Genomic DNA, 21851 nt, shown 5'->3' with positions numbered 1-21851 from the left:
GGTTTGCTAACCGTCTGTTTACCATGATTTCCTATGCAGAGGGGATGTTCGGGAGGGTTTCGACATTGCGCCGCGCGCTGGCGCTTCTGGTGATGCTGTGCGCCTTTGCGTGGAGCCCGGCAGCCAGCGCGCAGGACTGCGCGCAGGCCGCAACCCAGGGCACCGCGCCCGCCAGCTGGCAGACCTATTGCTGGCTCAACATGGCCAGTTACAACGATACCACCGCGCGCAGCGCCTCGGGCCAGAACATGGCCTTCACGCTGCCGGACGGATCGGTCCTGCGCTTCAATGCGCGGGTGACGGGCACGAACCCGGCCTATGACGCCGTCGCCGCGCCTTCGTGGAGCGGTTCGGCGGTCGGCAATAGCGCCTTCATCGGCATTCCCGGCCGTCCGGTGCTCTATTCCTCGCAGGCCGGCACCAGCACGGTCGCGATCACCAACATCACCGTCACCCCTCCGGCGGGCGGCGGGGTGACGGTCTATTCCTTCGTCGTGGCCGATGCGGAATCGAGCAACGACGGCGAATCCATCCGCATGACCACCAATGGCGGCAATTGGCAGCTGCTCGATTCGGTCCCGCCGATATCGGGATCGACCATGCCGCCGATCAGCGGCGTGGGTAGCGGAACGGTCAACATCACCGGCACGGGGGGCACGGTCGGGGCCTATATCCTCGGCAGCAACAGCCCGACCAGCGTTTCGGTGCAGACCACAGCAGGCGGCCTCCAGGGCGTGATGTTCGCGATCCGCTTCGCGACGATCCGGCTTCAGGCCCAGATCCTCGGCACGCGCGTCAACAGCGCCGACCAGCTGAGCTTCCAGATCGCCTCGACCGCGACAGGGAGCACGATCAGCAGCGGGACCACCACCGGCACCGGCACCGGCCCCTTCACCACCGCGCCGCTCAGCATGGCTGCCGGCATTCCGGTCTCCCTGCGCCTTGCCATGGCATCGGGGAGCGTCAGCGCGATATCGGCCTATTCGGCCAACCTCACTTGCGTGAATACCGCAGGCACCACCCGCTCGGCTCTGCCCAACAACCTGTCGACCACCGATACCAGCATCGGCCAGCTCGAATTCGGCGAGTTTCTGGTCTGCACCTTCCAGGCCGGCGCGCAGCCGCGATTGCGGGTGCGCAAACTGCTCGGCAGCGGCGGACGGCGCTTTGCCGGGGACCAGTTCACGGTGCGGATCATGGATGGATCGACGGTGACGGCCTCGGCCACCACCACCGGCACGGGCGGGACCGTCAACACCGGTGACACCGGCCTCGTCCAGGTCGTCAACCAGACACCCTATACCTTCGACGAGGTCGCGGCGGGCACCACCATCCTCGGCAATTACACCGCGACCATGGCTTGCACCAATGCCACGAGCGGATCGACCACCGTGCTGCCCAGCGCGGTGGGCGGGACAATCACCCCGCGCCCGGGGGATGCGATCACCTGCTCGATCACCAACACCCGCCGCTCGATCGCATTGCTGGAAATCACCAAGACCAGCAGCGTGATTTCCGATCCGGTCAACGGCACCACCAACCCCAAGCTCATTCCGGGCGCGGTCGTCGAATATCAGATCACCGTGCGCAACGTTGGCGCGGGGACGGTCGACGCGAGCTCGATCGTTCTGCTCGACGTGATGCCCGCCGAAATGGCCTTCGCGGTCGGCACGCCCGTGACCTTCACCAACGGGACGACGACGAGCGGGCTCAACACCTTCAACGCCGCGACCATGGTGAGCTATTCGCAGGCCAGCGGCGGCCTCGCGCCCTACACCTACACGCCGACCGGCACCTACGACGCCAACGTGCGCGGCATCCGCATCGCGCCGACCGGCACGATGGCCGCCGCCAGCAGCGCCACCGCCCAGCCGAGTTTCACGATCAGGTTTCGTGCGCAGGTGCGCTAGGTATGCGCAGGTGCTAGTGACGAGCCGTTAACTCGGGATCGTTAGCTTCACCTCATGCACAAATGCTTGCTTCTCCTTGCCGCTGCGGTGGCCGGGCTGGCCGTGCCGCCTGCCGCCGCGAACGTCCTTGCCGGGCCTGCCGAGGTGATCGACGGCGACACCATCGACATGACCGGCACCCGCATCCGCCTCCTCGGCATCGACGCGCCCGAGAGCGCCCAGCAATGCCGGCGCGACGGGCAGGCGTGGGATTGCGGCCGCGATGCGGCGGCGGCGATGCAGGAGATCGTGGGCGCGGGGCCGCTGGAATGCACGGCGCGGGGCACCGACCGCTATGGCCGCACGCTCGCGACCTGCCGCAATGCGCTGTTCGATCTCGGCCACGAGATGGTGCGGCGCGGCCTTGCGGTGCCGTTCGGGGAGGATGCGCCTTACGAATATGGGGAGGCGCGCGATCTCGCACGGCGGCTCGGGTTCGGATTGTGGGCGGGCGAGTTCGAGGAGCCGGCGGCATGGCGCGCGGCCAATCCGCGCTCTGCCCCTGTTCCCGCGCGCGCCGAGGTGGCCGAGCGTCCCGCGCGCGAGGCCCGCTACACCAACGCACAGGGCTGCGCGATCAAGGGCAACCACAGCCGCCGCGGCGACTTCATCTACCACCTCCCCGGCCAGCGCTATTACGACGTAACTCGCCCCGAAGCCCTGTTCTGCACCGAACGCGAGGCGATTGCGGCGGGGTTCAGGCGGTCGAAGGAATGAGCCGCTAGTCCTGCCGCTGCCACATCAGCACGGCGGCTCCGGCGATCAGGCCGAGAGCCACGAGAAAGATCGTCCCGCCCTCGCGGCCGAAGGGGCCGACGATCAGCGTCTCGAGAGCGGCGTGAACCATTTGGGCCTCGAGCGCGGTGAATTCCTCGGCGCCGTAGTGGACCATCGCTGCGAGGAACCAGAACACGCCAGCACAGATGAAGGCGAGGATGATCCGGTCGAGGCGCAGGAGAAGGTCGAGCATCATGGCTCCCGGCCTACCCCATCCACCCCTCACCCAGCGCGTCGGCGACCACGGCGGCGCGCAGCCGTTCGATGCCCATGCCCTTTTCCGAGCTGGTGAGGTGGATTTCGGGGTGCGCGGCGACGTGTTTCTTGGCTTCGGCGGCGGTCTTTTCGGCCACTGCGGCAAGCTCGCTCGCCTTGATCTTGTCGGTCTTGGTGAGGACGATGCGGTAGGAGGCGGCGGCCTTGTCGAGCATGGTCATCATCTCGCGGTCGACCTCTTTCAACCCGTGCCGGCTGTCGACCAGCACCAGCGTGCGGGCGAGGACCTGCCGCCCGCGCAGGTAGGAATTGACCAGCACCTTCCACTTCTCGACCACCTTGACCGGCGCCTTGGCAAAGCCGTAGCCGGGCATGTCGACGAGGCGGAACAGCGGCAGCGCGCCTTCGTCCTCAGGGCGGCCGACGTCAAAGAAATTGAGCTCCTGCGTGCGCCCCGGCGTCACCGAGGCGCGCGCGATCGCCTTCCGCCCCGTCAGCGCGTTCAGGAGCGAGGACTTGCCCACGTTCGAGCGGCCGCAGAAGGCGATCTCGGGCACCACCGGATCGGGCAGAAATTGCAGCTGCGGGGCGGAGCGCAGGAAATCGACCGGCCCGGAAAAGAGCCGCGATGCCGCTTCCTCGCGGGCAGCCTGAAGTTCGGGATCGTCCACGCCCGAAGCTATCCCTTCGCCGCTTTCGCCGCCTTGGCCGCGGCTTCCGCATTCGCCGCCTTCAATTGCGGGTGCTTCGAATAGAGATAGCTCTGCTGCGCCAGCGTCAGGATGTTGGAGGTCACCCAGTAGAGCAGCAGGCCCGCCGCGAAGGGTGCCATCACGAACATCATGATCCACGGCATGATGGCGAACATCTGCTGCTGCACCGGATCGGTCGCTGCCGGGTTGAGCTTGAAAGTCAGCCACATGGTGATGCCGAGCAGCACCGCGAGCGGCCCGATGGCAAGGAAGCTGTACTCGGGCAGCGCGAAAGGCAGGAGGCCGAACAGGTTGAGGATGTGCGCCGGATCGGGCGAGGACAGGTCTTTGATCCACAGGATGAAGGGCTCGTGCCGCATCTCGATCGCCAGCACCAGCACCTTGTAGAGCGCGAAGAACACGGGGATCTGGATCAGCATCGGCAGACAGCCGGACAAGGGGTTCACGCCTTCGTCCTTGTAGAGCTTCATGATTTCCTGCTGCTGGCGCTGCTTGTCGTCGGCGAAGCGCTCCTGAATCTCCTTCATCTTGGGCTGCACCGCGCGCATCGCCGCCATCGAGGCAAAGCCCTTCTGGGCGATCGGGAACATCAACCCGCGGATGATGACGGTGAGCAGGATGATCGCGAGGCCGAAATTGCCGACCACGCTGTTGAGCGTGCGCAGCAGCCAAAGGATCGGCTTTTCGGCGAGCGCGAACCAGCCCCAGCTGATCGCGAGGCCGAAATTGGTGATGCCGCTCTCTTCGTAGAGATCGAGGATCTGGCTGTCCTTGGCCCCCGCATAGAGGCGCGTGTCCTGCGTCAGGCTGCCGCCGGCGGGGACGGTGGTCGCGCCGTAGAGCAGGTCCGTCCGGAACAGCTTGCCGCCGAGGCTGCGGAAGCCCGCGTCCTCGACCTTGACGTTGCCCTTGCCGTCTCCGGGCACCAACGCGGAGAGCCAGTACTGGTCGGTGAAACCCAGCCAGTCGGGCGCGCCCTTGGGGCTTTCGCCGCCGAGCTCGGCGAGCTCGTCATAGGAATGGGGATCCCACAGCGTGTCGGCGAACACACCGACCGGGCCGGAGTGCGAGGCATACTGGTCGATCGTCGCGTTGGCGCTGGTGCGCTTGATGAGCGCGAAGGGCTGGATGATCGCCCCCGCTTGCCCCGCATTGCTGACGCTCTGCGTGGCGGTGATCATGTAATCGGCATCGACCGCAAAGCGGATGCGGTAGGTGATCCCGCTGGCATCGGTGCGGGTGAGCGTAACCGGCGTCGTCGGGGTCAGCTTTGCCCCGTCGGCCTGCCACACAAGGTTCGAAGGCTGGCGCGCGCCATTGGCGATGAAGCCGAACTCGGCGAAATAGGGGACGGCGGTCCCCTCGGGCGCGAAGAGGCGGACGGGGCCCGAATCCTTCTTCACCGTCTCGCGGTAGTCCTTCAGCTCGATATCGTCGATCCGCGCGCCGACGAGGTTGATAGAGCCTTCGAGGCGCGGGGTGTCGATCGCCACGCGGTTGCCGCTGGCGAGCGCGGTCTTGAGATCGACCTTGCGCGCGGCCGGCTCGGCGCCGAGGCCGGAGGCGGCAGATGTCCCGTTCGCGCCCGGCGCGCCGGCGCCCTTGGCCGCAGCGGTCGCCGCTTTCGGGCTGGTCTGCGCCGACATCGAGGCTTCGGGGTAGAAATATCTGAGGCCCAGATCCCATCCCAGGATGAGCAGGCCCGAAAGCACGACAGCGAGCAGAAGATTGCGATTGTCCAAGTGTATGCCCCGCAAGATGCGACAGTGGGTGTATTATGGGGGTAAGGCGGTCCCGTTTCCAGACCCCCGGGGAATTCAGCCCTCAGGGAACCGGGTCATGACCGTGCCCGCCCCAGGGGTGGCAGCGCATTAGCCGCTTCGCCGCCATCCATCCACCCTTGAGTGCGCCGTATTTGTCCAGCGCCTCGATCGCGTATTGGCTGCAAGAGGGATAGTAGCGGCAGGTCGGCGGAATGAGGCGCGAGGGGCCGAGCTGCCAACCGCGCGCGATGAGGATGAGGACGCGCTTCATTTGCGGCTCCCTTTCCTTGGACGCCGCCCGCCGGAGGGATCGCCGCGCCACTCGCGGGCGCGCTCCAGCACTTGTGCGAGTTCGTCGGCCATCAGGTGAAAGTCCCGCTCGATCCCGCCCGCACGGCCGATCAGCACGTGATCGTGATCGGGCAGGCCCTGCGTCGGCAGCGCGGCGCGCAGCAGCTCGCGGAAGCGGCGCTTCATGCGATTGCGCACGACCGCGTTGCCGATCTTCTTGGTGACGGTGATCCCGAAACGGATGCCCTGCCCCTCGTTGGGCCGGGTAAGCAGCACGAATCCGGCGCGCGCGTTCCGCGTGCCCGAATTGGCGGCAAGGAAATCGGCGCGCTTGGTGAGGGTCTTCACGGGATTTGTCGCGCTTGCCGCCTGAGTCATTTGTTTACGCCCTCAAACGCCGGGCGGCGGACATCCGTCCGCCTTGGCTTCGGCCTACCGGCCGGCGCGCAGTCGCGCTTGCGAACCGCTGCGCGGTTCGAATCGTTCTTCTCAGCGATGCCGAGAAACGTCAACGGGCTCCCCAAGGGAGCCCGCAAGGCCGACCGGCCGCCCGCAGCGACGCGATCGTCAGATCGCGTGAGCGAGAATTTCGCAGCCCGGATGGGCTGCGGAACACAAATTACGCGCAGAGCTTCTTGCGGCCGCGGGCGCGGCGGGCGCGCAGGACCTTCTGGCCGCCCGGGGTGGCCTTGCGGGCGAAGAAACCGTGACGACGGGCGCGCACGAGATTGCTGGGCTGGAAGGTACGCTTCATATCATCCTCGAAAAGCTGACCGGCGAGAGGCCGGGGCCCGCGACAGGCACGAGCCGTAAACAGACCGGCGCCGTTATGGGAAAGCGGTCCCCGAGTCAAGCAGCCCTGCGCCCTGAATGGCATAGGCAAGACGCGGCGGGGCAGGCGCAGGCGTGAGCTGCGCGAAGAGCGGGGCCCGCAGGACCGCGCCCAGCATCGCGCCCGACCGCGCGATCGCGAAGCGGACGGCGCGCGCGGCGTCGGTGTCGATGCTGCGGGTGGCAGGCGCGATCCAGCGCGCCATCTCTGCCCCCTCGAGCCACAGCGCGCCCGAATGCGGCACCGAATTGGTCATGGCGTAGAAATCCCGCGCCTGTGCCTCGCTCATGCCCATCTCGGTGTAATAGTCGAGATAGAGGCGGTTTTCGGGAGCGTCTGCGGCAAAGTCGTCAGGCTCGCGCCCGCGTTCGTCGCGCCACGAATGCACAGCGAACAGCGCACCCGGATCGACCGTGCGGCGGGTGCCGGCGAGAAACAGCTCGACCGCGCCCGAGCGCGCCGAGCCGCCCGCCGGGACATGCGTGGCAAGCCCCGCGGCACGGATCGCACGGCCGAGACGCAGGTTGGCGAGATCATGCGTGGTGCCCGGCGCGTCGACGAACTCGATCACCTCGAGCCCCGGGAAGGCGGCGAGCATCGCGGCGAAGGCCTGCGGGGATGCAGCATCGGTGGGCGCGACGAGCGCGGCGTGCTTGCCGTCGATCACGCGGAAGGGCCCGAAGGCGGCGATCCCGGCGGCGCCGGCGGGCTGGCGCAGCGCTCCGGCGATGAAGCGGACCGGTTGGGCCTCTTCGATCACGGTCTCGGTGATGGTGGTCGCCCCGGCGCGGGTGACGGTGGCGACGGCGCGCTCATAAGCGGCCGGTGCAGGGGCGGCAGGGCTGTCGGCGACGCGCACCCACTCGCCGGTCGCCGGATCCCATTCCTCGACCCAGCTGACGGTCGAGACCACGCGCGCGCCCGATTGCGCCTGCGCCGCGGTGCCGGGGAGCACCAGCGCGAGGGCGGCAAGGAAAAGGGCAAAAGCGCGCTTCATACGGCAAGGTTTTGCCCGCCGCGCCCTTCCGAATTCGCGAAGATTTATCCTTTAGAAAAGCCTTCGCGTCCGTGCGGAGGGCGCGGTGCAGGCACGCTTAACCACGCGGGCGCGGTTCGAAGGGCGCGGCGCAGCTGATGGCCGACATCGCCCTTGTTCCCGCCAAGCCCCGGCCCCTCGACAAGTCCCTCGCAAGGCTGCACAATCCGTGCCTTGGGGCGGGCAAGGGGGCTATCGATGGTCGCGCTGGTGAGAACGGTTGCCTACCTCGGGCTGGAGGCGCGCGAGGTCGAGGTGCAGTGCCATGTCGGCCCGGGCCTGCCGCGCTTCAACGTGGTTGGCCTGCCCGACAAGGCGGTGAGCGAGAGCCGCGAGCGGGTGCAGGCGGCGCTGGCGGCGATGGGCCTCGCGCTGCCGCCCAAGCGGATCACGGTCAACCTCTCGCCAGCCGACCTGCCCAAGGACGGTTCGCACTACGACCTCCCCATCGCGCTGGCGCTGCTCGCCGCGATGGGCGTGACCGATGCCGAACAGCTCGGCGATTGGGTCGCGGTGGGCGAGCTGGCGCTGGATGGCCGGGTGGTCGCGAGCCCCGGCGTGCTGATCGCCGCGCTCCATGCGAGCGCCGTCGGCAGCGGCCTCATCTGCCCGCTGGAGCAAGGCCCCGAGGCGCGCTGGGCGAGCGGAGTGCCGGTGCTCGCCCCGCGCGATCTGACGAGCCTGCTGGGGCATTTGAAGGGCACGCTGGTGCTCCCCGAACCGGCGCGCGGTGCGGTCGCCGAGGCGCAGGCGGGCAATGATTTGCGGCAGGTGAAGGGCCAGGAAACCGCCAAACGCGCCTTGGAGATCGCGGCAGCAGGCGGCCACAACCTGATGATGGTCGGCCCGCCGGGATCGGGCAAGAGCCTGCTCGCCTCGTGCCTCCCCGGCATCCTTCCCCCGCTCACCCCTGCCGAGGCACTGGAAGTCTCGATGGTGCAATCGGTCGCCGGGATGCTCGAGGCAGGCCGCATCAGTCGCGCCCGCCCGTTCCGCGCCCCGCACCACTCGGCGAGCATGGCCGCGCTGACCGGCGGCGGGCTGAAGGTACGCCCGGGCGAGGTGAGCCTCGCGCACCTGGGCGTGCTGTTCCTTGACGAGCTGCCCGAGTTCCAGCGCCCGGTGCTCGATTCGCTGCGCCAGCCCCTGGAGACCGGGACGGTCGATGTCGCCCGCGCCAATGCCCACGTCACCTTCCCCGCGCGCGTCCAGCTGGTCGCCGCGATGAACCCGTGCCGCTGCGGCTATGCCGGCGATCCGGCGCGGAACTGCAACAAGTATCCGCGCTGCATCGACGACTATCAGGCGCGGCTTTCCGGCCCGCTGCTCGACCGGATCGACCTCCATGTCCATGTCGGCGCGGTGAGTGCCCTCGACATGACCCTTCCCCCGCCGGCCGAGGGCAGCGAGGCGGTCGCCGCGCGCGTTGCCGCCGCGCGCGAGCGGGCCGTGGCGCGCGGGGTGCGGTCGAACGCAGAACTCGAAGGCGAGCGCCTCGAAGCCCACGCCACGCCGGACGAGGCGGGCCGCAAGCTGCTGCTCCAGGCGGCCGAGAAACTGCGCCTCTCCGCGCGCGGCTACACGAGGATGCTGCGCGTCTCGCGCACGATTGCCGATCTTGCGCGCGCCGACACCGTGGGCCGCGTCCACATCGCCGAGGCGCTATCCTATCGGCTGATGACCCGTTAAGGAACGCGCTTCAGGGCCGCCCCTCCCCCGGCCCCGGCAAAGGCGCAGCGGCGATTTACGACGATCCTTCAGCTTTGGCGCTCGAAGAACCACGCGGTCTCGCGCGGTGGCTCGCCCAGCTGCGCGAGATGTCGCGGCGCAGGAAGCTCCAGAGCCTTGCGATCGCGCTCGTGATCGAAGGCCTGCTGATCCTGCTGCTCCTCACGCTGGGCGCCAATCTCGTTGGCGAGAAAGACGCCAAGGAGGCGATCACCACCTTCAAGGCGCAGGAATTCGCCGCCCCGCCCGCGCCCGAACCCGAGGCGGAGCCCGAAGAAGCCGCTCCCGCCGATGCGCCCGACACACCGCAGGACCCCCAGCCCGTGCCGATGTCGCCGATCCAGCCCTCGCCGCTGGTGCTGCGCCCGCAGCCCGCCCCACCTCCGCCGCCGCCCGCGCCGAGCCCGCCCGAGCCGCAACCCTCGCCCCAGCCGAGCGCGCGGCCCTCACCCAAGATCGGCGCGCGCATCCGGCCGGGAGGCGGGGGGTACGGCCCGGTCGACAGCGGCAATCCGCGCATGGCGGGCGATACCGAGCGGGTGGGGATGATGCCCAATGGCGAGCCGCTCTACGCCGCGCGCTGGTACCGCGAGCCGACCGATCAGGAGCTCGGCGGCTATCTCTCGACCGCCAATGGCCCCGGCTCTGCGCTGATCGCCTGCCGCGTGGTGCAGGGCTATTACGTCGAGGACTGCCAGTTCCTGAGCGAGAGCCCGCGCGGCTCGATGATCGGCCGCGCGGTGATGGCGGCCGCATGGCAGTTCCGCGTCCGCCCTCCGCGCCTCGGCGGGACGGAGAAGTTCGGCGAGTGGGTGCGCATCCGGATCGATTACACGGAGCGGCGGGCCAAGCCCTAACCGCTCAGGTGGTCTCTGACGACCGCAATGAAATCCGGCCCCCAGGTCTCGAGCTTCTTCGCCCCCACACCCGGGATCATGCCGAGTTCCGCCAGGGTCTCGGGGCATTGCAGCGCCATGTCGCGCAGCACCGAATCATGGAAGATGACATAGGCGGGCAGGCCATGCTCGCTCGCGAGCGCCTTCCTCTTGGCGCGCAGGGCCTCGAACAGCGGGTTGCCGACGGGGTTGGGCGCGGTATCGGCGCCGCCCCGCGCGCGGCGTTCGCGGCGCTGGCGTTTGGGGGGCGGCTCGGCGATGGTCACCCCGGCCTCGCCCTTGAGCACCGGCCGCGCCTCGGGGCCCAGCGCAAGGCCGCCGTGTTCGGTCGCGGTCAGCATCCCCCGCGCCACCAGCGCACGCGACAGCGGCCGGATCAGCCGCGCCTCCTCCCCGCCGACGATGCCGAACACCGAGAGTTGATCGTGCGCGCGCGAGACGATGCGCTCGTCGCTCTGGCCGGTCAGCACCTTCTCGATATGGCCGATGCCGAAGCTCTGGCCGGTGCGGTAGACCGCCGAGAGCAGTTTCTGCGCGAGTTCGCTCGCGTCGACCACCTGCGGCGCTTCCAGGCAATTGTCGCAATTGCCGCAAGCCTCGGGCGGGTCTTCGCCGAAATGCCGGAGCAGGATCGCGCGCCGACAGGTGGGCGCCTCGACCAGCGCGGCGAGCGCGTTGAGGCGGGCGTTCTCTGCCGGAAGGCGCACGGGCTCCACCTCGCCCAGCCATTGCCGCGCGCGGGCGAAATCGGAGACGCCCCAGAACAGATGCGCCTCGGATGGGTCGCCGTCGCGGCCTGCGCGGCCCGTTTCCTGATAATAGGCCTCGATCGACTTGGGCAGACCCGCGTGGATCACGAAGCGGACGTCGGGCTTGTCGATGCCCATGCCGAAAGCGATCGTCGCGACCATCACCATGCTTTCCGAGGCCACGAATTCCGCCTGCACCCGCGCGCGGCGCTCGGGCTCCAGACCCGCGTGGTAGAACCCCGCCTCGCGGCCCGCACGGGAGATCGCGGCGGCGAGATCCTCGGCCTGCTTGCGGCTGGGGGCGTAGACGATGCCTGCGCCGTCGAGCCGTTGCAGCAATTCGGTGATCTGGCGCGGGCCGTTGTCGCGCGGGGTGATGGCGTAGCGGATGTTGGGCCGGTCGAACCCGGCGACGACCAACCCCTCTTGCGGAATGCCGAGCTGGACGAGGATGTCGGCGCGCGTGGCCCGGTCGGCGGTGGCGGTGAGCGCGAGGCGCGGCACGTCCGGAAAGCGGTCGAGCACCGGGCGCAGCATCCGGTAGTCCGGCCGGAAATCGTGGCCCCATTCGGAAACGCAATGCGCCTCGTCGATGGCGAACAGGGAAACAGGCGCGCGTTCGAGCAGGCTCTGGAACCCCGGCGTCGAGGCGCGCTCGGGGGCGACATAGAGGAGGTCCAATTCGCCCGCGCGGAAGGCCTCGGCGGTGGCGGCGTTGTCGCTATCGGCCGAGGTCATGGATGCGGCGCGGATGCCCGCCGCCCGCGCCGAGCGGATCTGGTCGTGCATCAGCGCGATGAGCGGCGAGACGACGATCGCAGTGCCGGGGCGGGCGAGCGCCGGGATCTGGTAGCACAGGCTCTTGCCCGCGCCGGTGGGCATCAGCGCGAGCGTGTGGCGGCTCGCCATGACGCGGGCGATCACCGCCTCCTGCTGCCCGCGGAAGGCAGGGTAGCCGAAGGTGCGGTGGAGGATTTCGTGGCATTCGGGGGGCACGGCCGCGCTCATGCGCGCGGCCCTAGCCCAAGCGGCGCGCGATGGGCACCCGCCGCTTCGCGCCTATCGACGGATTAGCGCAGCACCGCTTTCTTGCTGGCGAGATCGACCACGTCGCCCTGCGCGAGGTCTGCGCCGCGAGTCGCCACCGTGCCGTCGGCGCGCTTGCCGAGGTTCTCGGGCTTCACCAGCCACAGATCGTGGTGGCCGAGAATCCGCCCGTCATGCGCGAGGATCGAGACCGGGCCGATCGGCAGCCGGTCCCGCTCGTCGACCAGCACAGGGTCCTCGACCACCCGCTCGGCCCCGTATTTCTGGCCCCACTGGCGCAGCGCGAGCATTGCAGGGAGCAGGTCGAAGCCCTTTTCGGTCAGGCGGTATTCGATCTTGCGGCGATCGTCCGCGCAGGGCTCGCGCTTCAGGATCCCGTGCTCGACCAGCTTGGCGAGGCGGTTGGAGAGGATGTTGCGGGCGATCCCGAGCTCGGTCAGGAACTCCTCGAAGTGCTTGAGACCATTGAAGCTCGCGCGCAGGATCATGAACGACCAGCGTTCGCCCATCACCTCGAGCGCCTGCGGCAACCCGCATTCGATCAGCTCGCGCAGCGGTTCTCTCAACTCACCCATATCGTCGCTTTCCTTCCCCTTCCGGGGGTTGTGTAACCGATTTTACGCGGCTCTCAAAAAAATTTCAGTTTTCAGTTGCAACTCACAACCTAATAGCTTAGGTAGCGAATAGCAACTGGTTTCGAATCGAAATGTTGCGTTGCAAAATGCGGTGACAGAGACCATGGGGCACGAGCCCCAAAACACAAAAGGCAAAGGATACCCCGATGATCAAGACCCTCTCCCCCTCGGCTACCGGCAAGCTTGCGATCCTGGCTTCGGCGCTGGTGTACACCGGCCTCAGCTTCGGCGTTGTCACCAGCGGCGCGCCCGTCAGCGCGGCGACCACCGCCTATTACACCGCCACCCTCGCGACCCCGGCGAGCGAATCGCGCTTCGTCGCGGGCGGCGTGGCCTGGACCTGCGAAGGCACCACCTGCGTTGCCGGCAAGGCGAGCGCGCGTCCCCTGCGCATCTGCCGCGGTCTGAGCCGCAAGTCGGGCGAAATCGCCAACTTCAAGGTGCTCGGCCAGCCGATGGAAGCCGAGGAACTGGCCAAGTGCAACGGCTGATCGCCGCGCGCTGACACAAAGTCCCTCTCTGTCCGGGCGTCCCCCCTCTCCAAACCGGACGGAGCTTGAGAAGCCCCGGCGCGCCCATCCCACGGCGCGGCCGGGGTTTTTTGGTGAAGGGAGAACTTGTCCGGGAGCGCTGGTTCGGTCCGCCAACGGACGGACCGCAAGGCCGACTGGCCGCCCGCAGGCGCCCGTAGCGCAGCGGAGGAACAGCGCCGAGGACGTGACCGCAGAGGCGGTCACGCAAACAAGGGCATTACAACAATCCCGCCGCCACCAGCTGCGCCTCAAGCGCCTGCGCATCGGTGAACAGATGCGCGTCCCAGCCGCGCGCGCAGGCGGCGGAGATGTTCGCGGCGTTGTCGTCGGTGAAGAACAGCTGCGCCCCGCTCCGCCCGCTGCGCTCCTCCACGATTTCGTAAATGCGCGCCTCGGGCTTCACGACCTTCTCGGTCCCCGAAACGATGATGTCGGCGAAATGGTCGAACACCGGCTGGGTCGGACGGAAAGCGGCGAAGAACTCCTCGCCGAAATTGGTCAGGCAATAGAGCGGCACGCCCGCCGCCGCGAGCCGTTCGACCAACTCGTGCGCGCCCTCGACCGGACCGGGCAGGGTTTCGTTGAAGCGCGTCCGATAGGCGCGGATGTGGGCTTCGTATTGCGGGTAGAGCGCGATCCGCTCAGGCACCATCTCGTCGAGCAGGCGGCCGCGGTCATGCTCGAAGTGCCATTCCTCGGTCACCACGTTGGCGAGGAACCACGCGAGTTCCTCAGGATCGTCGATCAGCTGCTCGAACAGCGCGGAGAGCTGCCAGTGGAACAGCACCCGCCCGACATCGAACACCACGGCCTTCCGCATCACCAGACCCCCAAACGCTTGCGGCCCGCGCTCCGGTGAGGAGGCGGGCCGCCATATCCGTCAGCCGCCCATCGGGGCAGCCGCGCCAGCTTAGCCCTGGCGGGCCTTGAAGCGGCGATCGGTCTTGTTGATCACATAGGTGCGGCCGCGGCGACGGATCACGCGGTTGTCGCGGTGACGGCCCTTCAGCGACTTGAGGCTGTTGACGATCTTCATGGCGCTTTTCCAAAAGAGAAGCGCGCCGGAAACGGTCCGACGCGCGGAAATTGAAGCGTGCCGTTAGCGATGCAGGGCGCGCAGGTCAATGCAGGACTCGCCCGATCACCCCCTGAGATCGGTCAATTTGCGCTCCCAGGCGAGCGCATGGGCGATGATTTCGTCGAGATCGGCGTGCTGCGGCTCCCATCCGAGGGTCGCCTTGAGGCGCGCGGGGTTCGAAATCAGCGAATCGGGATCGCCCGCGCGGCGCGGCTCCAGCCGCCGCTCGAGCTTGCGATTCGTCACCCGGTCGACCGCATCGAGCACCTCGGTCACCGAGAAGCCCCGGCCATAGCCGCAGTTCATGGTGAGCGAGCGCCCCGGCTCCGCGATCAGCGCCTCGAGCGTCAGCACGTGGGCCGCCGCCAGGTCGCTCACATGGATGTAGTCGCGCACGCCGGTGCCGTCGGGCGTGGCGTAATCGGTGCCGAACACGCTCACCGATTCGCGCTTGCCGAGCGCGGCTTCGATGGCGACCTTGATGAGGTGGGTCGCCCCCGCGGTCGATTGCCCGCTCCTCGCCGCCGGGTCCGCGCCCGCGACGTTGAAATAGCGCAGCACACCGTAATTGAGCGGATGCGCGGCGGCGACATCGGCGAGCATCTGCTCGGTCATCAGCTTGGACCAGCCATAGGGGTTGATCGGGCGCTGGGGGGTGTCCTCCGAAACGGCGGCGACATCGGGAATGCCGTAGGTCGCCGCGGTCGAGGAGAAGATCATGTGCGGCACGCCCGCCGCCACCGCCGCCGCGATCAGCGCACGGCTCTTGGCGGTGTTGTTGTGGTAATACTTCAAGGGATCGGCGACGCTTTCGGGCACCACGATGGAGCCGGCGAAATGCATGATCGCGCGCGTGCCCTGCTCTGTGAAGATCCGCGCCAGCAGCGCCGCATCCTCGATATCGCCCTCGTAAAGCGGCACGCCGTCAGGGATAGCGAAGCGGAAACCCGTCGTCAGGTTGTCGATCACCGCGACCGGCCAGCCCGCATCACGCAAGGCGAGCACCGCGTGGCTGCCGATATAGCCGGCCCCGCCGGTCACGAGCACAGAAGGTTTGCTGTCCGTCATATGCGCCGCCCTATCACACAAACTGTTTCAGGAAATCTCAACCTGCGACAGACACATCGTGGTCTGTGCACGTTCAGGTGCGCGGCCTATAGTCGGCGGATCACGAGAGGAACCTGCGCCATGTTGCCCTTCCGCCTGCTTGCCCCCCTTGCTGCCGCCACGCTCGCGCTCTCGGCCTGCGCGACGACGCCCTATACCGGCCCGGTCGAGGTCACCCGCTTCGTCGCGCCTTCCGCAGGCGAGCTTGGGCGCGGGACCATCGCCATAACCTTCCCCGACGAGGTCACCAACCTTGCCGCACGCGCCGCGATTGCCGAGGCTGTCAGCGCCGAACTGACCAAGACGGGCTACACCGTCGTTCCCGAAGGCGTCCCCGCCGACCAGACCGCCGCGATCCGCACCAGCCGCAAGGCGATCCTCGCGGCCCCGGTAGAGCGGCGCGGGCCGGTGAATGTGGGCGTGGGCGGCGGGACCGGCAGCTTCGGTTCGGGCGTGGGGCTCGGGGTCGGGATCAACCTCGGCGGCGGGCGCGAGGGGCCCGCGGCCACCACCACGCTCGAGCTGCGCATCAGCCGGACCGGCGGCGAAACCCTGTGGGAAGGCCGCGCCGAGATGGCGACCGGGGTGAAGTCCCCCTATGCGCAGGTGACAACCGCCGCCCGCACGCTCGCGGCCGGGTTGTTCAAGGACTTCCCCGGTGGCAATGGCGAGACCGTGACGATCGACGCCAAGAAGCTTCAAGGAACCAAATGACCTCTCTCTTCATCGACGCCGGGTTCGACAGCGGCAATATCGACGTGCTCGGCATCAGCGGGAACACCGCCCGCCTGGCCATCCGGCGCGACAACGAATCCGAGTTCTTCCAGTGGTTCCACTTCCGCGTCACCGCGCCCGCGGGCGAGGAAGTGGTGCTGAAGCTCACCGGCCTTGCCGCGAGCGCCTATCCGGGCGGCTGGCCGGACTACAATGCCTGCGTTTCCGAGGACCGCGATTACTGGGCGCGCGCCGCCTCGAGCTACGACAAGGACGAGGACGGGGGCACGCTCACCGTGCGCTACCTGCCCGCAGGCGGCGTGTTCTGGGTAGCGTACTTCGCGCCCTATTCGATGGAGCGCCACCACGACCTGATCGCCGAGGCCGCCTCCTCCGAGGGCGTCAATTACGTGCGGCTCGGCACCACGCTGGACGGCCAGCCGGTGGATTGCCTCGAAATGGGCGAGGGGCCGACGCAGGTGTGGCTCTACGCCCGCCAGCACCCGGGCGAGACGCAGGCGGAATGGTGGATGGAGGGCGCGCTCGAGTGCCTGACCGATCCCGCCGATCCGGTGGCGCGGGTGCTGCGCAAGAAGTGCCGCCTGCACATCGTGCCCAATTGCAACCCCGATGGTTCGCGCCGCGGGCACTTGCGAACCAATGCGGTTGGCACCAACCTCAACCGCGAATGGGCCGAGCCGACCCCAGAACGCTCGCCCGAAGTGCTCGCGATCCGCAGCCGCATGGACCAGACCGGCGTCGACTTCGCGATGGACGTCCATGCCGACGAGGCGATCCCGGCGGTGTTCCTTGCGGGCTTCGAAGGCATCCCCTCGTGGAAGGAAGAGCAGGGCGAGGGCTTCTACCGCTACCAGCGCATCCTCGACCGCCGCACCCCCGATTTCCAGACCAAGCTCGGCTATCCCAAGGCCTCGCCGGGCCGCGCAAACCTGACGATGAGCACCAACCAGCTCGCCGAACGCTTCGGCGCGGTCGCGATGACGCTGGAGATGCCCTACAAGGACCTCGCGGACTTCCCCGAGCCCGAACAGGGCTGGTCGCCCGAGCGCTGCAAGCTGCTGGGGCGCGAGTGCCTCGCGGCGCTGGTGGAATGGCTGGAGGGGCGGGACGCCTGATCCGCGGCGCGGCAGTAGGAACCCTGAAGGATCGGCGGAGGTCTTCCCTCTTCGGTTAGCCCCGCTTTCCTACTCGCTTCGCAGATGCCATTCCGTGCGACATGAGACTGTCCGGACGCCCTTCCCCGACCCCCGCGAACTGGCGTTGCGGTGGGAGCGGTTTTCAGCCTCTGGACAGTGTCTCATGTGTCTCCAACACGCCCCCCGCAGGCAGCGGCGTGCGGAGCCGGTCAGCCGAGGTGCGCGGGCCCAAAGGCGTGGGGCAGCAGCGCGGAGAGGGCCACGCGGCGCACGTCGTCCTTGCTCACGCACAGCACCAGCGGGTCTGTGTCGCCGAGGGCGGCGACCTCGTTGAGGACCTGACGGCAGCGGCCGCAGGGGGTGATCGGCTCGGCGTCGGCCTTGAGGCCCACCACCGCGACCGCTTGCAATCCCCCGCGCCGTCCGGCCTCGAACGCCTTGGCGACCGCGACGGTCTCGGCGCAGAGCGACAGGCCGTAGCTCGCGTTCTCGACGTTGCACCCGGTGACGACCGCGCCGTCATCGAACAGCAGCGCCGCGCCGACGGGGTAATCGGAATAGGGCGCATAGGCCCCGCGCGCCGCCGCGTAGGCCGCGTCGATCAGCGCGCGTTCCTGTTCGCCCGAAAGGCTCACTTCTGCACCACCACCCATTCGACCGGCTCCGCGCTCGCCTCGGTCACCCGCGCCGAGTTGGCGCTCCATAGCAGCCATGGCCGCCCGGCGTAATCCGGCCGCGCCCGGTCGCGGGCAAGCCACAGGTCGCGGGCGAGCGCGGTCGCGGTCTTGTGGCGGGCCTCGAAGGCGGGAGAGAGCTTGAGGATGACGGGCTTGCCCGCGTGAAGTTCGATCTGGTTGATGAGCGTCATCAGCTCGCTTTCGACCGCCGCATCGCTGACCTTGGGGTCACACGCCTCGGCCAGCCCCTCGAGCGCGATGGCGGGCGGCAGCAGGTCCGCATCGCGCGGGACCATCTGGGCGAAGACCCCGCTCTGCGCGTCGGCGCCGAGGCAGGGGTCGAAGGGCAGGACCACGCCGACCTTGAGGCCGGCCTTGCGCGCGGCGGCGAAGCGGTCGGCAAAACCGCCCGGTGCATCCGCCCCCGCCCCCGCCGCCAGCGGGAGGTAGACGAAACGCGCGCCGATCGCCTTCAGCGTCTCGAACCGGACCGGCGTGGTGCCCGCGGGGACCAGCGCGCCCTGCTCGGGGTAGAGGTCGGGATCGGGACGCCAGCTGCGCATGTCCCACCACAGCCACGCGGCAAAGGCGAGGCTGAACAGCATCAGAAGCGCCGCCAGCCGCAGCAGCCAGCGCCGCGGCGCGCGCCGTTTCCTTGCCCCTTTGGCCATGCCCCCTCAGCCCTTGATGTGCAGCACGCAGATCAGCGTGAACAGCCGGCGGGCGGTGGCGAAGTCGGTCTCGACCTTGCCCTCGAGCCGCTCGAGCAGCAGTTCGGCGGCGTTGTTGTGGATGCCGCGGCGCGCCATGTCGATCGTCTCGATCTCGGCCGGGGTCGCCTTGCGGATCGCCTGATAGTAGCTGTCGCAGATCGCGAAATATTCGCGGATCGGGCGGCGGAAGCGGGCCATGCCGATCAGCAGCGTCTCGAGCAGCTGCTCGCCGGTGTCCTTGATATCCATCGCCAGCCGCCCGTCGGTGACGGAGAGGTGCAGGTGGTACGGCCCGCTCGCCCCGCGCTCGGCCGAACGCACCGGCTTGAAGCTGTTCTCCTCGATGAGATCGTAGATCGCGACCCGCCGCTCCTGCTCGACGTCCGCGTTGCGCCACAGGATCGTCGCCTCGTCGAGCGTGACCTGGGCAATGCGCTGCGCCCCCGCAGCACCGGGCGCGGGCGAGACAGGCAGGGAATCGGGCGGCGTATCGGCCATGAGACAAGCCTCTCGCAGATGCAGGGCCCGCACTTCAAGCACTTCGACGCACTCTCCCCACTATCCACAGCGTGCGAAATAAATATTGGCGCCTTTCGCCCTTGCACGAAGCGGCGCGCGGTGCGCATCAGGGCCGGATGGCCGAACCCGAAAAAGTCACCCCGATCAAACCGCAAGACCCCGCCGGAGAGCTTCCGGTGAAGAAGCTGCCCGCCAATCTCGATGCGGAAGCCGCCTTCCTCGGCGCGGTGCTGATCGACAACCGGGTGATCGAGGAACTGCCGGTCCCGATCCGCCCCGACCACTTCTTCGAGCCGCTCCACGCCCGCATCTACGAGCGCGTACTGGCGCTGATCGAACGCAACGCCACCGCCTCGCCGGTCACGCTGCGTCCGTTCTTCGAGGCGGACGAGGCTTTGCGCGAACTGGGCGGCACGTCCTATCTCGCGCAGCTGACCGCGAGCGGCGCGGGCCTCTTGGTGCCGCGCGAACTGGCCCAGCAGATCTACGACCTTGCTCTGCTGCGCGAGCTGGTGAGCGTCGGGCGGGGCCTTGTGGAGGGCGCGCTCGACACCTCGGAAGACACCTCCCCGATGGACCGCATCGCGCAGGCCGAGGCGGATCTGTTCAAGGTCGCCGAAGGAGCCAGCACCGGCCGCGAAGCGGCGACCTTCCGCGAGGCGGCGCTGACCGCGATCAAGATGGCCGAAGCCGCGATGAACTCGGGCGGCGGGTTGTCGGGCAAGACCACCGGCCTTGCGACGATCGACCAAAAGACCAGCGGCCTCCACAATTCCGACCTCGTGATCCTTGCCGGGCGTCCGGGGATGGGCAAGACCTCGCTTGCCACCAACATCGCCTTCAACTGCGCCGAAGCCCACCTCAACTGGCAGCGCGAGGGCGGCGAGTTCAACTACGGCGCGCCGGTCGCCTTCTTCAGCCTCGAAATGAGCAGCGACCAGCTGGCGACGCGTATTCTGGCGGAGCAGGCCGAGATTTCATCGGAAGCGCTGCGCAGCGGCAAGCTCACCCGCGAGGATTTCCAGAAGCTCTCCTACGCCAGCCAGCGCCTGGCCGAGCTGCCGCTCTACATCGACGATACGCCCGCGCTCACCATCGCCGCCCTGCGCACCCGTGCGCGGCGGATGAAGCGGCGGCACGACATCGGCCTCATCATCGTCGACTACCTGCAACTGCTGCAAGGTTCGGGCCGGGCCAACGACAACCGCGTGAACGAAATCTCGGAAATCAGCCGCGGCCTCAAGACGCTGGCGAAGGAATTGCAGGTCCCGGTGATCGCGCTCTCGCAGCTTTCCCGCGCGGTCGAAAGCCGCGAGGACAAGCGCCCGCAGCTCTCCGACCTGCGCGAGTCCGGCTCGATCGAGCAGGACGCGGACATGGTGTGGTTCATCTTCCGCGGCGATTACTACCACCTGCTGGTCAAGCCCGACACGCCCGACGCCTCCTCGCCGCCCGATGTGCAGGAGAAATACCGCCTGTGGGAGGAGAAGTTCGAAGGGCTGGTGGGCCGCGCGACGCTGATCGTCGCCAAGCAGCGCCACGGCTCGACCGGCAACGTGCCGCTGCACTTCCAGAGCGACATCACCAAGTTCACCTCGCCCAATTTCAAGGACTATTCGGACTACGGGTACGAATAGCGGGCAGGCGGCAGCCTCCGGGCGATCACGGCCCCGCTTGCTGCGGCGCAAGGGCCGGAGCCGGAGCCTCCGGGCTGGCCGTGCAAGGTCGCTCCTTGGCGCGCCGGATCGCCGCGGCCATCCGCCCCTCGATGACCAGCGCGTAGGTCGTCTGACCGGTCTTCAATCCCCGCCTTTTGGGCGGCGGGGCGCGGGTCAGCATGGCGGCCAGCTTCCAGCCTGTGCCCGATGGCACCAGCACCGGACCGCCGGAATTGCCGCTCGTCGCCTGGCAATCGGTGGCGAGCACCGGGATCGCCAGACGCCGCTGGATCGTGCAGGCCGGATCGATCCACAAGGCAGGCGCTGCGGCATCGAAGCGGTCGGCCGGAAATCCGGCCACGGCCGCCGGAGCGGGCAGCGTCTTCCAGCTGCAGCATGACGCCGGGGCAGGCTCGAGCGGCGGCAGGCCCGGCGACTCGGCGAGCCTGAGCAGGGCCCAGTCGTCCGACACCGGATCGCGCCACAGGCCGCTCGGCCGCGCCTCCACCGTGGCGGCAAAGCTGCGCAGCGCGCCCTTGTCGTCGGCAAGCGACGGGAAACGCAGCCGCAGCATCACCGCCTGCTTGCCCGCTGCGAGCGCCTCGACGACGTGGCCAGCCGTCAGCGCCAGGCAGTCGGAGATGAGGATCGCCGTGCCGCCGTCAGGCACGCTCCCCGGCGCGGGCGGCCCGGCGTCGAGGAATCCGACCGCCCGCGCTGCCTGTGCCAGTGCGGCGGGCACGGCGGCATCGCCGGAGGGCACGCGCCGGTCAGTGGTCTGCGAATGCAGGCGACCGGCTGCGGCAAGGCAGCAGAGCGCGAGTGCGCCGCACAGCATCGCCGCCGGCATTACGCGCCGACGGCCGGCAGGTCCGGACATCAGCCCGGCGCCTGCCCCGGCGACTGGTAGACCATCTGCAAGCGCGCGAGCGCCGACTGGGTCGCCGCGTCGGATTCCGCCTTGGCGTCACGCTGCGCGATCAGCGCCGCCTGGTGGCCATTGGCAGGGGTGACATTGGGGCGGACGATCACGGCCTCCCACGGCTTGGGCGGCGGCGGGGGC

At 68.6% G+C, this 21851-nt stretch carries 25 protein-coding genes; 8 read left to right on the top strand and 17 right to left on the bottom strand.

Annotated features, from left to right (window positions below; all coding sequences use genetic code 11):
* Window positions 1-23: 23 nt before the first annotated feature.
* Complete coding sequence (locus tag AX708_RS09190) at window positions 24-1910, top strand: CshA/CshB family fibrillar adhesin-related protein (RefSeq protein ID WP_066531583.1); 1887 nt, start codon at window positions 24-26, stop codon at window positions 1908-1910.
* An 87-nt stretch (window positions 1911-1997) separates the two neighbouring features.
* A complete protein-coding gene (locus AX708_RS09185; protein ID WP_197426204.1) occupies window positions 1998-2666 on the top strand; it encodes a thermonuclease family protein in 669 nt (222 codons plus the stop codon).
* Window positions 2667-2670: 4 nt separating this feature from the next.
* Here AX708_RS09185 and AX708_RS09180 read toward each other — a convergent pair whose 3' ends face one another.
* The 7 genes from AX708_RS09180 to AX708_RS21360 all read right to left on the bottom strand — a co-directional run bounded on the left by AX708_RS09180 (window position 2671) and on the right by AX708_RS21360 (window position 7538).
* Window positions 2671-2922 carry a hypothetical protein gene (locus AX708_RS09180; protein ID WP_066531586.1) on the bottom strand — a complete coding sequence of 84 codons (252 nt, stop codon included), beginning with the start codon at window positions 2920-2922 and terminating at the stop codon, window positions 2671-2673.
* A gap of 10 nt (window positions 2923-2932) precedes the next feature.
* A complete protein-coding gene (gene yihA / locus AX708_RS09175; RefSeq protein WP_066531587.1) occupies window positions 2933-3613 on the bottom strand; it encodes a ribosome biogenesis GTP-binding protein YihA/YsxC in 681 nt (226 codons plus the stop codon).
* A gap of 8 nt (window positions 3614-3621) precedes the next feature.
* On the bottom strand, window positions 3622-5397 hold the full coding sequence (gene yidC / locus AX708_RS09170) for a membrane protein insertase YidC (protein ID WP_066531589.1): 1776 nt from the start codon (window positions 5395-5397) through the stop codon (window positions 3622-3624).
* An 82-nt stretch (window positions 5398-5479) separates the two neighbouring features.
* Window positions 5480-5689: a membrane protein insertion efficiency factor YidD gene (yidD, locus tag AX708_RS09165; RefSeq protein ID WP_066531591.1), complete on the bottom strand. Its 210-nt coding sequence runs from the start codon at window positions 5687-5689 to the stop codon at window positions 5480-5482.
* Window positions 5686-6087, bottom strand: a complete 402-nt coding sequence (rnpA, locus tag AX708_RS09160) for a ribonuclease P protein component (RefSeq protein WP_066531592.1) — start codon at window positions 6085-6087, stop codon at window positions 5686-5688. Before rnpA ends, yidD begins: the two co-directional genes overlap by 4 nt.
* A gap of 241 nt (window positions 6088-6328) precedes the next feature.
* On the bottom strand, window positions 6329-6463 hold the full coding sequence (gene rpmH, locus AX708_RS09155) for a 50S ribosomal protein L34 (protein ID WP_026092078.1): 135 nt from the start codon (window positions 6461-6463) through the stop codon (window positions 6329-6331).
* Between the two features lie 73 nt (window positions 6464-6536).
* Window positions 6537-7538 carry a hypothetical protein gene (locus AX708_RS21360; RefSeq protein WP_067490015.1) on the bottom strand — a complete coding sequence of 334 codons (1002 nt, stop codon included), beginning with the start codon at window positions 7536-7538 and terminating at the stop codon, window positions 6537-6539.
* A 237-nt stretch (window positions 7539-7775) separates the two neighbouring features.
* Here AX708_RS21360 and AX708_RS09145 point away from each other — a divergent pair, with 237 nt between their 5' ends.
* Window positions 7776-9266, top strand: coding sequence for a YifB family Mg chelatase-like AAA ATPase (locus AX708_RS09145; protein ID WP_066525169.1), 1491 nt, complete (start codon window positions 7776-7778; stop codon window positions 9264-9266).
* Window positions 9267-9394: 128 nt separating this feature from the next.
* Window positions 9395-10162 carry a hypothetical protein gene (locus tag AX708_RS09140; protein WP_156443248.1) on the top strand — a complete coding sequence of 256 codons (768 nt, stop codon included), beginning with the start codon at window positions 9395-9397 and terminating at the stop codon, window positions 10160-10162.
* Here AX708_RS09140 and recQ read toward each other — a convergent pair.
* On the bottom strand, window positions 10159-11958 hold the full coding sequence (gene recQ / locus AX708_RS09135; RefSeq protein WP_066525166.1) for a DNA helicase RecQ: 1800 nt from the start codon (window positions 11956-11958) through the stop codon (window positions 10159-10161). The two genes, AX708_RS09140 and recQ, sit on opposite strands and share 4 nt — an antisense overlap.
* A gap of 62 nt (window positions 11959-12020) precedes the next feature.
* Window positions 12021-12572: a helix-turn-helix domain-containing protein gene (locus AX708_RS09130; protein ID WP_066525163.1), complete on the bottom strand. Its 552-nt coding sequence runs from the start codon at window positions 12570-12572 to the stop codon at window positions 12021-12023.
* Between the two features lie 206 nt (window positions 12573-12778).
* Here AX708_RS09130 and AX708_RS09125 point away from each other — a divergent pair, with 206 nt between their 5' ends.
* Complete coding sequence (locus tag AX708_RS09125; RefSeq protein ID WP_066525160.1) at window positions 12779-13123, top strand: hypothetical protein; 345 nt, start codon at window positions 12779-12781, stop codon at window positions 13121-13123.
* A gap of 259 nt (window positions 13124-13382) precedes the next feature.
* Here AX708_RS09125 and AX708_RS09120 read toward each other — a convergent pair whose 3' ends face one another.
* The 3 genes from AX708_RS09120 to galE all read right to left on the bottom strand — a co-directional run bounded on the left by AX708_RS09120 (window position 13383) and on the right by galE (window position 15311).
* Window positions 13383-13985 carry an HAD family hydrolase gene (locus AX708_RS09120; RefSeq protein WP_066525157.1) on the bottom strand — a complete coding sequence of 201 codons (603 nt, stop codon included), beginning with the start codon at window positions 13983-13985 and terminating at the stop codon, window positions 13383-13385.
* 90 nt (window positions 13986-14075) lie between these two features.
* Entirely contained in the window at window positions 14076-14201 is a 126-nt protein-coding gene (ykgO, locus tag AX708_RS09115) for a type B 50S ribosomal protein L36 (protein WP_017666014.1), read from the bottom strand.
* Between the two features lie 105 nt (window positions 14202-14306).
* Window positions 14307-15311 carry a UDP-glucose 4-epimerase GalE gene (galE, locus tag AX708_RS09110; protein WP_066525150.1) on the bottom strand — a complete coding sequence of 335 codons (1005 nt, stop codon included), beginning with the start codon at window positions 15309-15311 and terminating at the stop codon, window positions 14307-14309.
* A gap of 120 nt (window positions 15312-15431) precedes the next feature.
* On the opposite strand from galE, the gene AX708_RS09105 reads away from it, so the two are divergent.
* Entirely contained in the window at window positions 15432-16064 is a 633-nt protein-coding gene (locus AX708_RS09105) for a hypothetical protein (RefSeq protein WP_066525146.1), read from the top strand.
* Window positions 16061-17200 carry a M14-type cytosolic carboxypeptidase gene (locus AX708_RS09100; RefSeq protein ID WP_066525143.1) on the top strand — a complete coding sequence of 380 codons (1140 nt, stop codon included), beginning with the start codon at window positions 16061-16063 and terminating at the stop codon, window positions 17198-17200. Before AX708_RS09105 ends, AX708_RS09100 begins: the two co-directional genes overlap by 4 nt.
* A gap of 230 nt (window positions 17201-17430) precedes the next feature.
* On the opposite strand, the gene AX708_RS09095 is transcribed toward AX708_RS09100, so the two are convergent.
* From AX708_RS09095 to AX708_RS09085, 3 genes are read right to left on the bottom strand one after another with little or no spacing between them, the layout of a single operon-like run.
* Window positions 17431-17874, bottom strand: coding sequence for a cytidine deaminase (locus AX708_RS09095; protein ID WP_066525140.1), 444 nt, complete (start codon window positions 17872-17874; stop codon window positions 17431-17433).
* Window positions 17853-18569, bottom strand: a complete 717-nt coding sequence (locus tag AX708_RS09090; protein ID WP_066525135.1) for a glycoside hydrolase family 25 protein — start codon at window positions 18567-18569, stop codon at window positions 17853-17855. The genes AX708_RS09095 and AX708_RS09090 overlap by 22 nt, the downstream gene beginning before the upstream one ends.
* A 6-nt stretch (window positions 18570-18575) precedes the next feature.
* Window positions 18576-19109 carry a UPF0262 family protein gene (locus AX708_RS09085; RefSeq protein WP_197425833.1) on the bottom strand — a complete coding sequence of 178 codons (534 nt, stop codon included), beginning with the start codon at window positions 19107-19109 and terminating at the stop codon, window positions 18576-18578.
* A gap of 137 nt (window positions 19110-19246) precedes the next feature.
* On the opposite strand from AX708_RS09085, the gene AX708_RS09080 reads away from it, so the two are divergent.
* On the top strand, window positions 19247-20767 hold the full coding sequence (locus tag AX708_RS09080) for a replicative DNA helicase (protein WP_066525132.1): 1521 nt from the start codon (window positions 19247-19249) through the stop codon (window positions 20765-20767).
* A gap of 25 nt (window positions 20768-20792) precedes the next feature.
* On the opposite strand, the gene AX708_RS09075 is transcribed toward AX708_RS09080, so the two are convergent.
* Window positions 20793-21668, bottom strand: a complete 876-nt coding sequence (locus AX708_RS09075) for a serine protease (RefSeq protein WP_082745384.1) — start codon at window positions 21666-21668, stop codon at window positions 20793-20795.
* On the bottom strand, window positions 21668-21851 hold a 184-nt coding region (locus AX708_RS20885; RefSeq protein WP_197426372.1), incomplete at its 5' end, for a hypothetical protein. The genes AX708_RS20885 and AX708_RS09075, both read right to left, overlap by 1 nt.

Origin of the sequence: Erythrobacter sp. CCH5-A1 (assembly GCF_001557115.1) — a bacterium.
Taxonomy (GTDB): domain Bacteria; phylum Pseudomonadota; class Alphaproteobacteria; order Sphingomonadales; family Sphingomonadaceae; genus Erythrobacter.
Note: the sequence above shows the minus strand (reverse complement) of the source record. Positions and strands in the feature narration are given on the sequence as shown.

Bases quoted from the DNA above. Each gene is read 5' to 3' on its own strand.
- AX708_RS21360 (WP_067490015.1), bottom strand. From the start codon at position 7,538: ATGAAGCGCGCTTTTGCCCTTTTCCTTGCCGCCCTCGCGCTGGTGCTC.
- AX708_RS09100 (WP_066525143.1), top strand. From the start codon at position 16,061: ATGACCTCTCTCTTCATCGACGCCGGGTTCGACAGCGGCAATATCGAC.
- AX708_RS09145 (WP_066525169.1), top strand. From the start codon at position 7,776: ATGGTCGCGCTGGTGAGAACGGTTGCCTACCTCGGGCTGGAGGCGCGC.
- AX708_RS09105 (WP_066525146.1), top strand. From the start codon at position 15,432: ATGTTGCCCTTCCGCCTGCTTGCCCCCCTTGCTGCCGCCACGCTCGCG.
- yidD (WP_066531591.1), bottom strand. From the start codon at position 5,689: ATGAAGCGCGTCCTCATCCTCATCGCGCGCGGTTGGCAGCTCGGCCCC.
- AX708_RS09180 (WP_066531586.1), bottom strand. From the start codon at position 2,922: ATGATGCTCGACCTTCTCCTGCGCCTCGACCGGATCATCCTCGCCTTC.
- rpmH (WP_026092078.1), bottom strand. From the start codon at position 6,463: ATGAAGCGTACCTTCCAGCCCAGCAATCTCGTGCGCGCCCGTCGTCAC.
- AX708_RS09080 (WP_066525132.1), top strand. From the start codon at position 19,247: ATGGCCGAACCCGAAAAAGTCACCCCGATCAAACCGCAAGACCCCGCC.
- rnpA (WP_066531592.1), bottom strand. From the start codon at position 6,087: ATGACTCAGGCGGCAAGCGCGACAAATCCCGTGAAGACCCTCACCAAG.
- AX708_RS09075 (WP_082745384.1), bottom strand. From the start codon at position 21,668: ATGTCCGGACCTGCCGGCCGTCGGCGCGTAATGCCGGCGGCGATGCTG.
- AX708_RS09085 (WP_197425833.1), bottom strand. From the start codon at position 19,109: ATGGCCGATACGCCGCCCGATTCCCTGCCTGTCTCGCCCGCGCCCGGT.
- recQ (WP_066525166.1), bottom strand. From the start codon at position 11,958: ATGAGCGCGGCCGTGCCCCCCGAATGCCACGAAATCCTCCACCGCACC.
- AX708_RS09120 (WP_066525157.1), bottom strand. From the start codon at position 13,985: ATGCGGAAGGCCGTGGTGTTCGATGTCGGGCGGGTGCTGTTCCACTGG.
- AX708_RS09095 (WP_066525140.1), bottom strand. From the start codon at position 17,874: ATGGGTGGTGGTGCAGAAGTGAGCCTTTCGGGCGAACAGGAACGCGCG.
- AX708_RS09140 (WP_156443248.1), top strand. From the start codon at position 9,395: ATGTCGCGGCGCAGGAAGCTCCAGAGCCTTGCGATCGCGCTCGTGATC.
- galE (WP_066525150.1), bottom strand. From the start codon at position 15,311: ATGACGGACAGCAAACCTTCTGTGCTCGTGACCGGCGGGGCCGGCTAT.
- AX708_RS09130 (WP_066525163.1), bottom strand. From the start codon at position 12,572: ATGGGTGAGTTGAGAGAACCGCTGCGCGAGCTGATCGAATGCGGGTTG.
- AX708_RS09090 (WP_066525135.1), bottom strand. From the start codon at position 18,569: ATGGCCAAAGGGGCAAGGAAACGGCGCGCGCCGCGGCGCTGGCTGCTG.
- AX708_RS09125 (WP_066525160.1), top strand. From the start codon at position 12,779: ATGATCAAGACCCTCTCCCCCTCGGCTACCGGCAAGCTTGCGATCCTG.
- AX708_RS09190 (WP_066531583.1), top strand. From the start codon at position 24: ATGATTTCCTATGCAGAGGGGATGTTCGGGAGGGTTTCGACATTGCGC.
- ykgO (WP_017666014.1), bottom strand. From the start codon at position 14,201: ATGAAGATCGTCAACAGCCTCAAGTCGCTGAAGGGCCGTCACCGCGAC.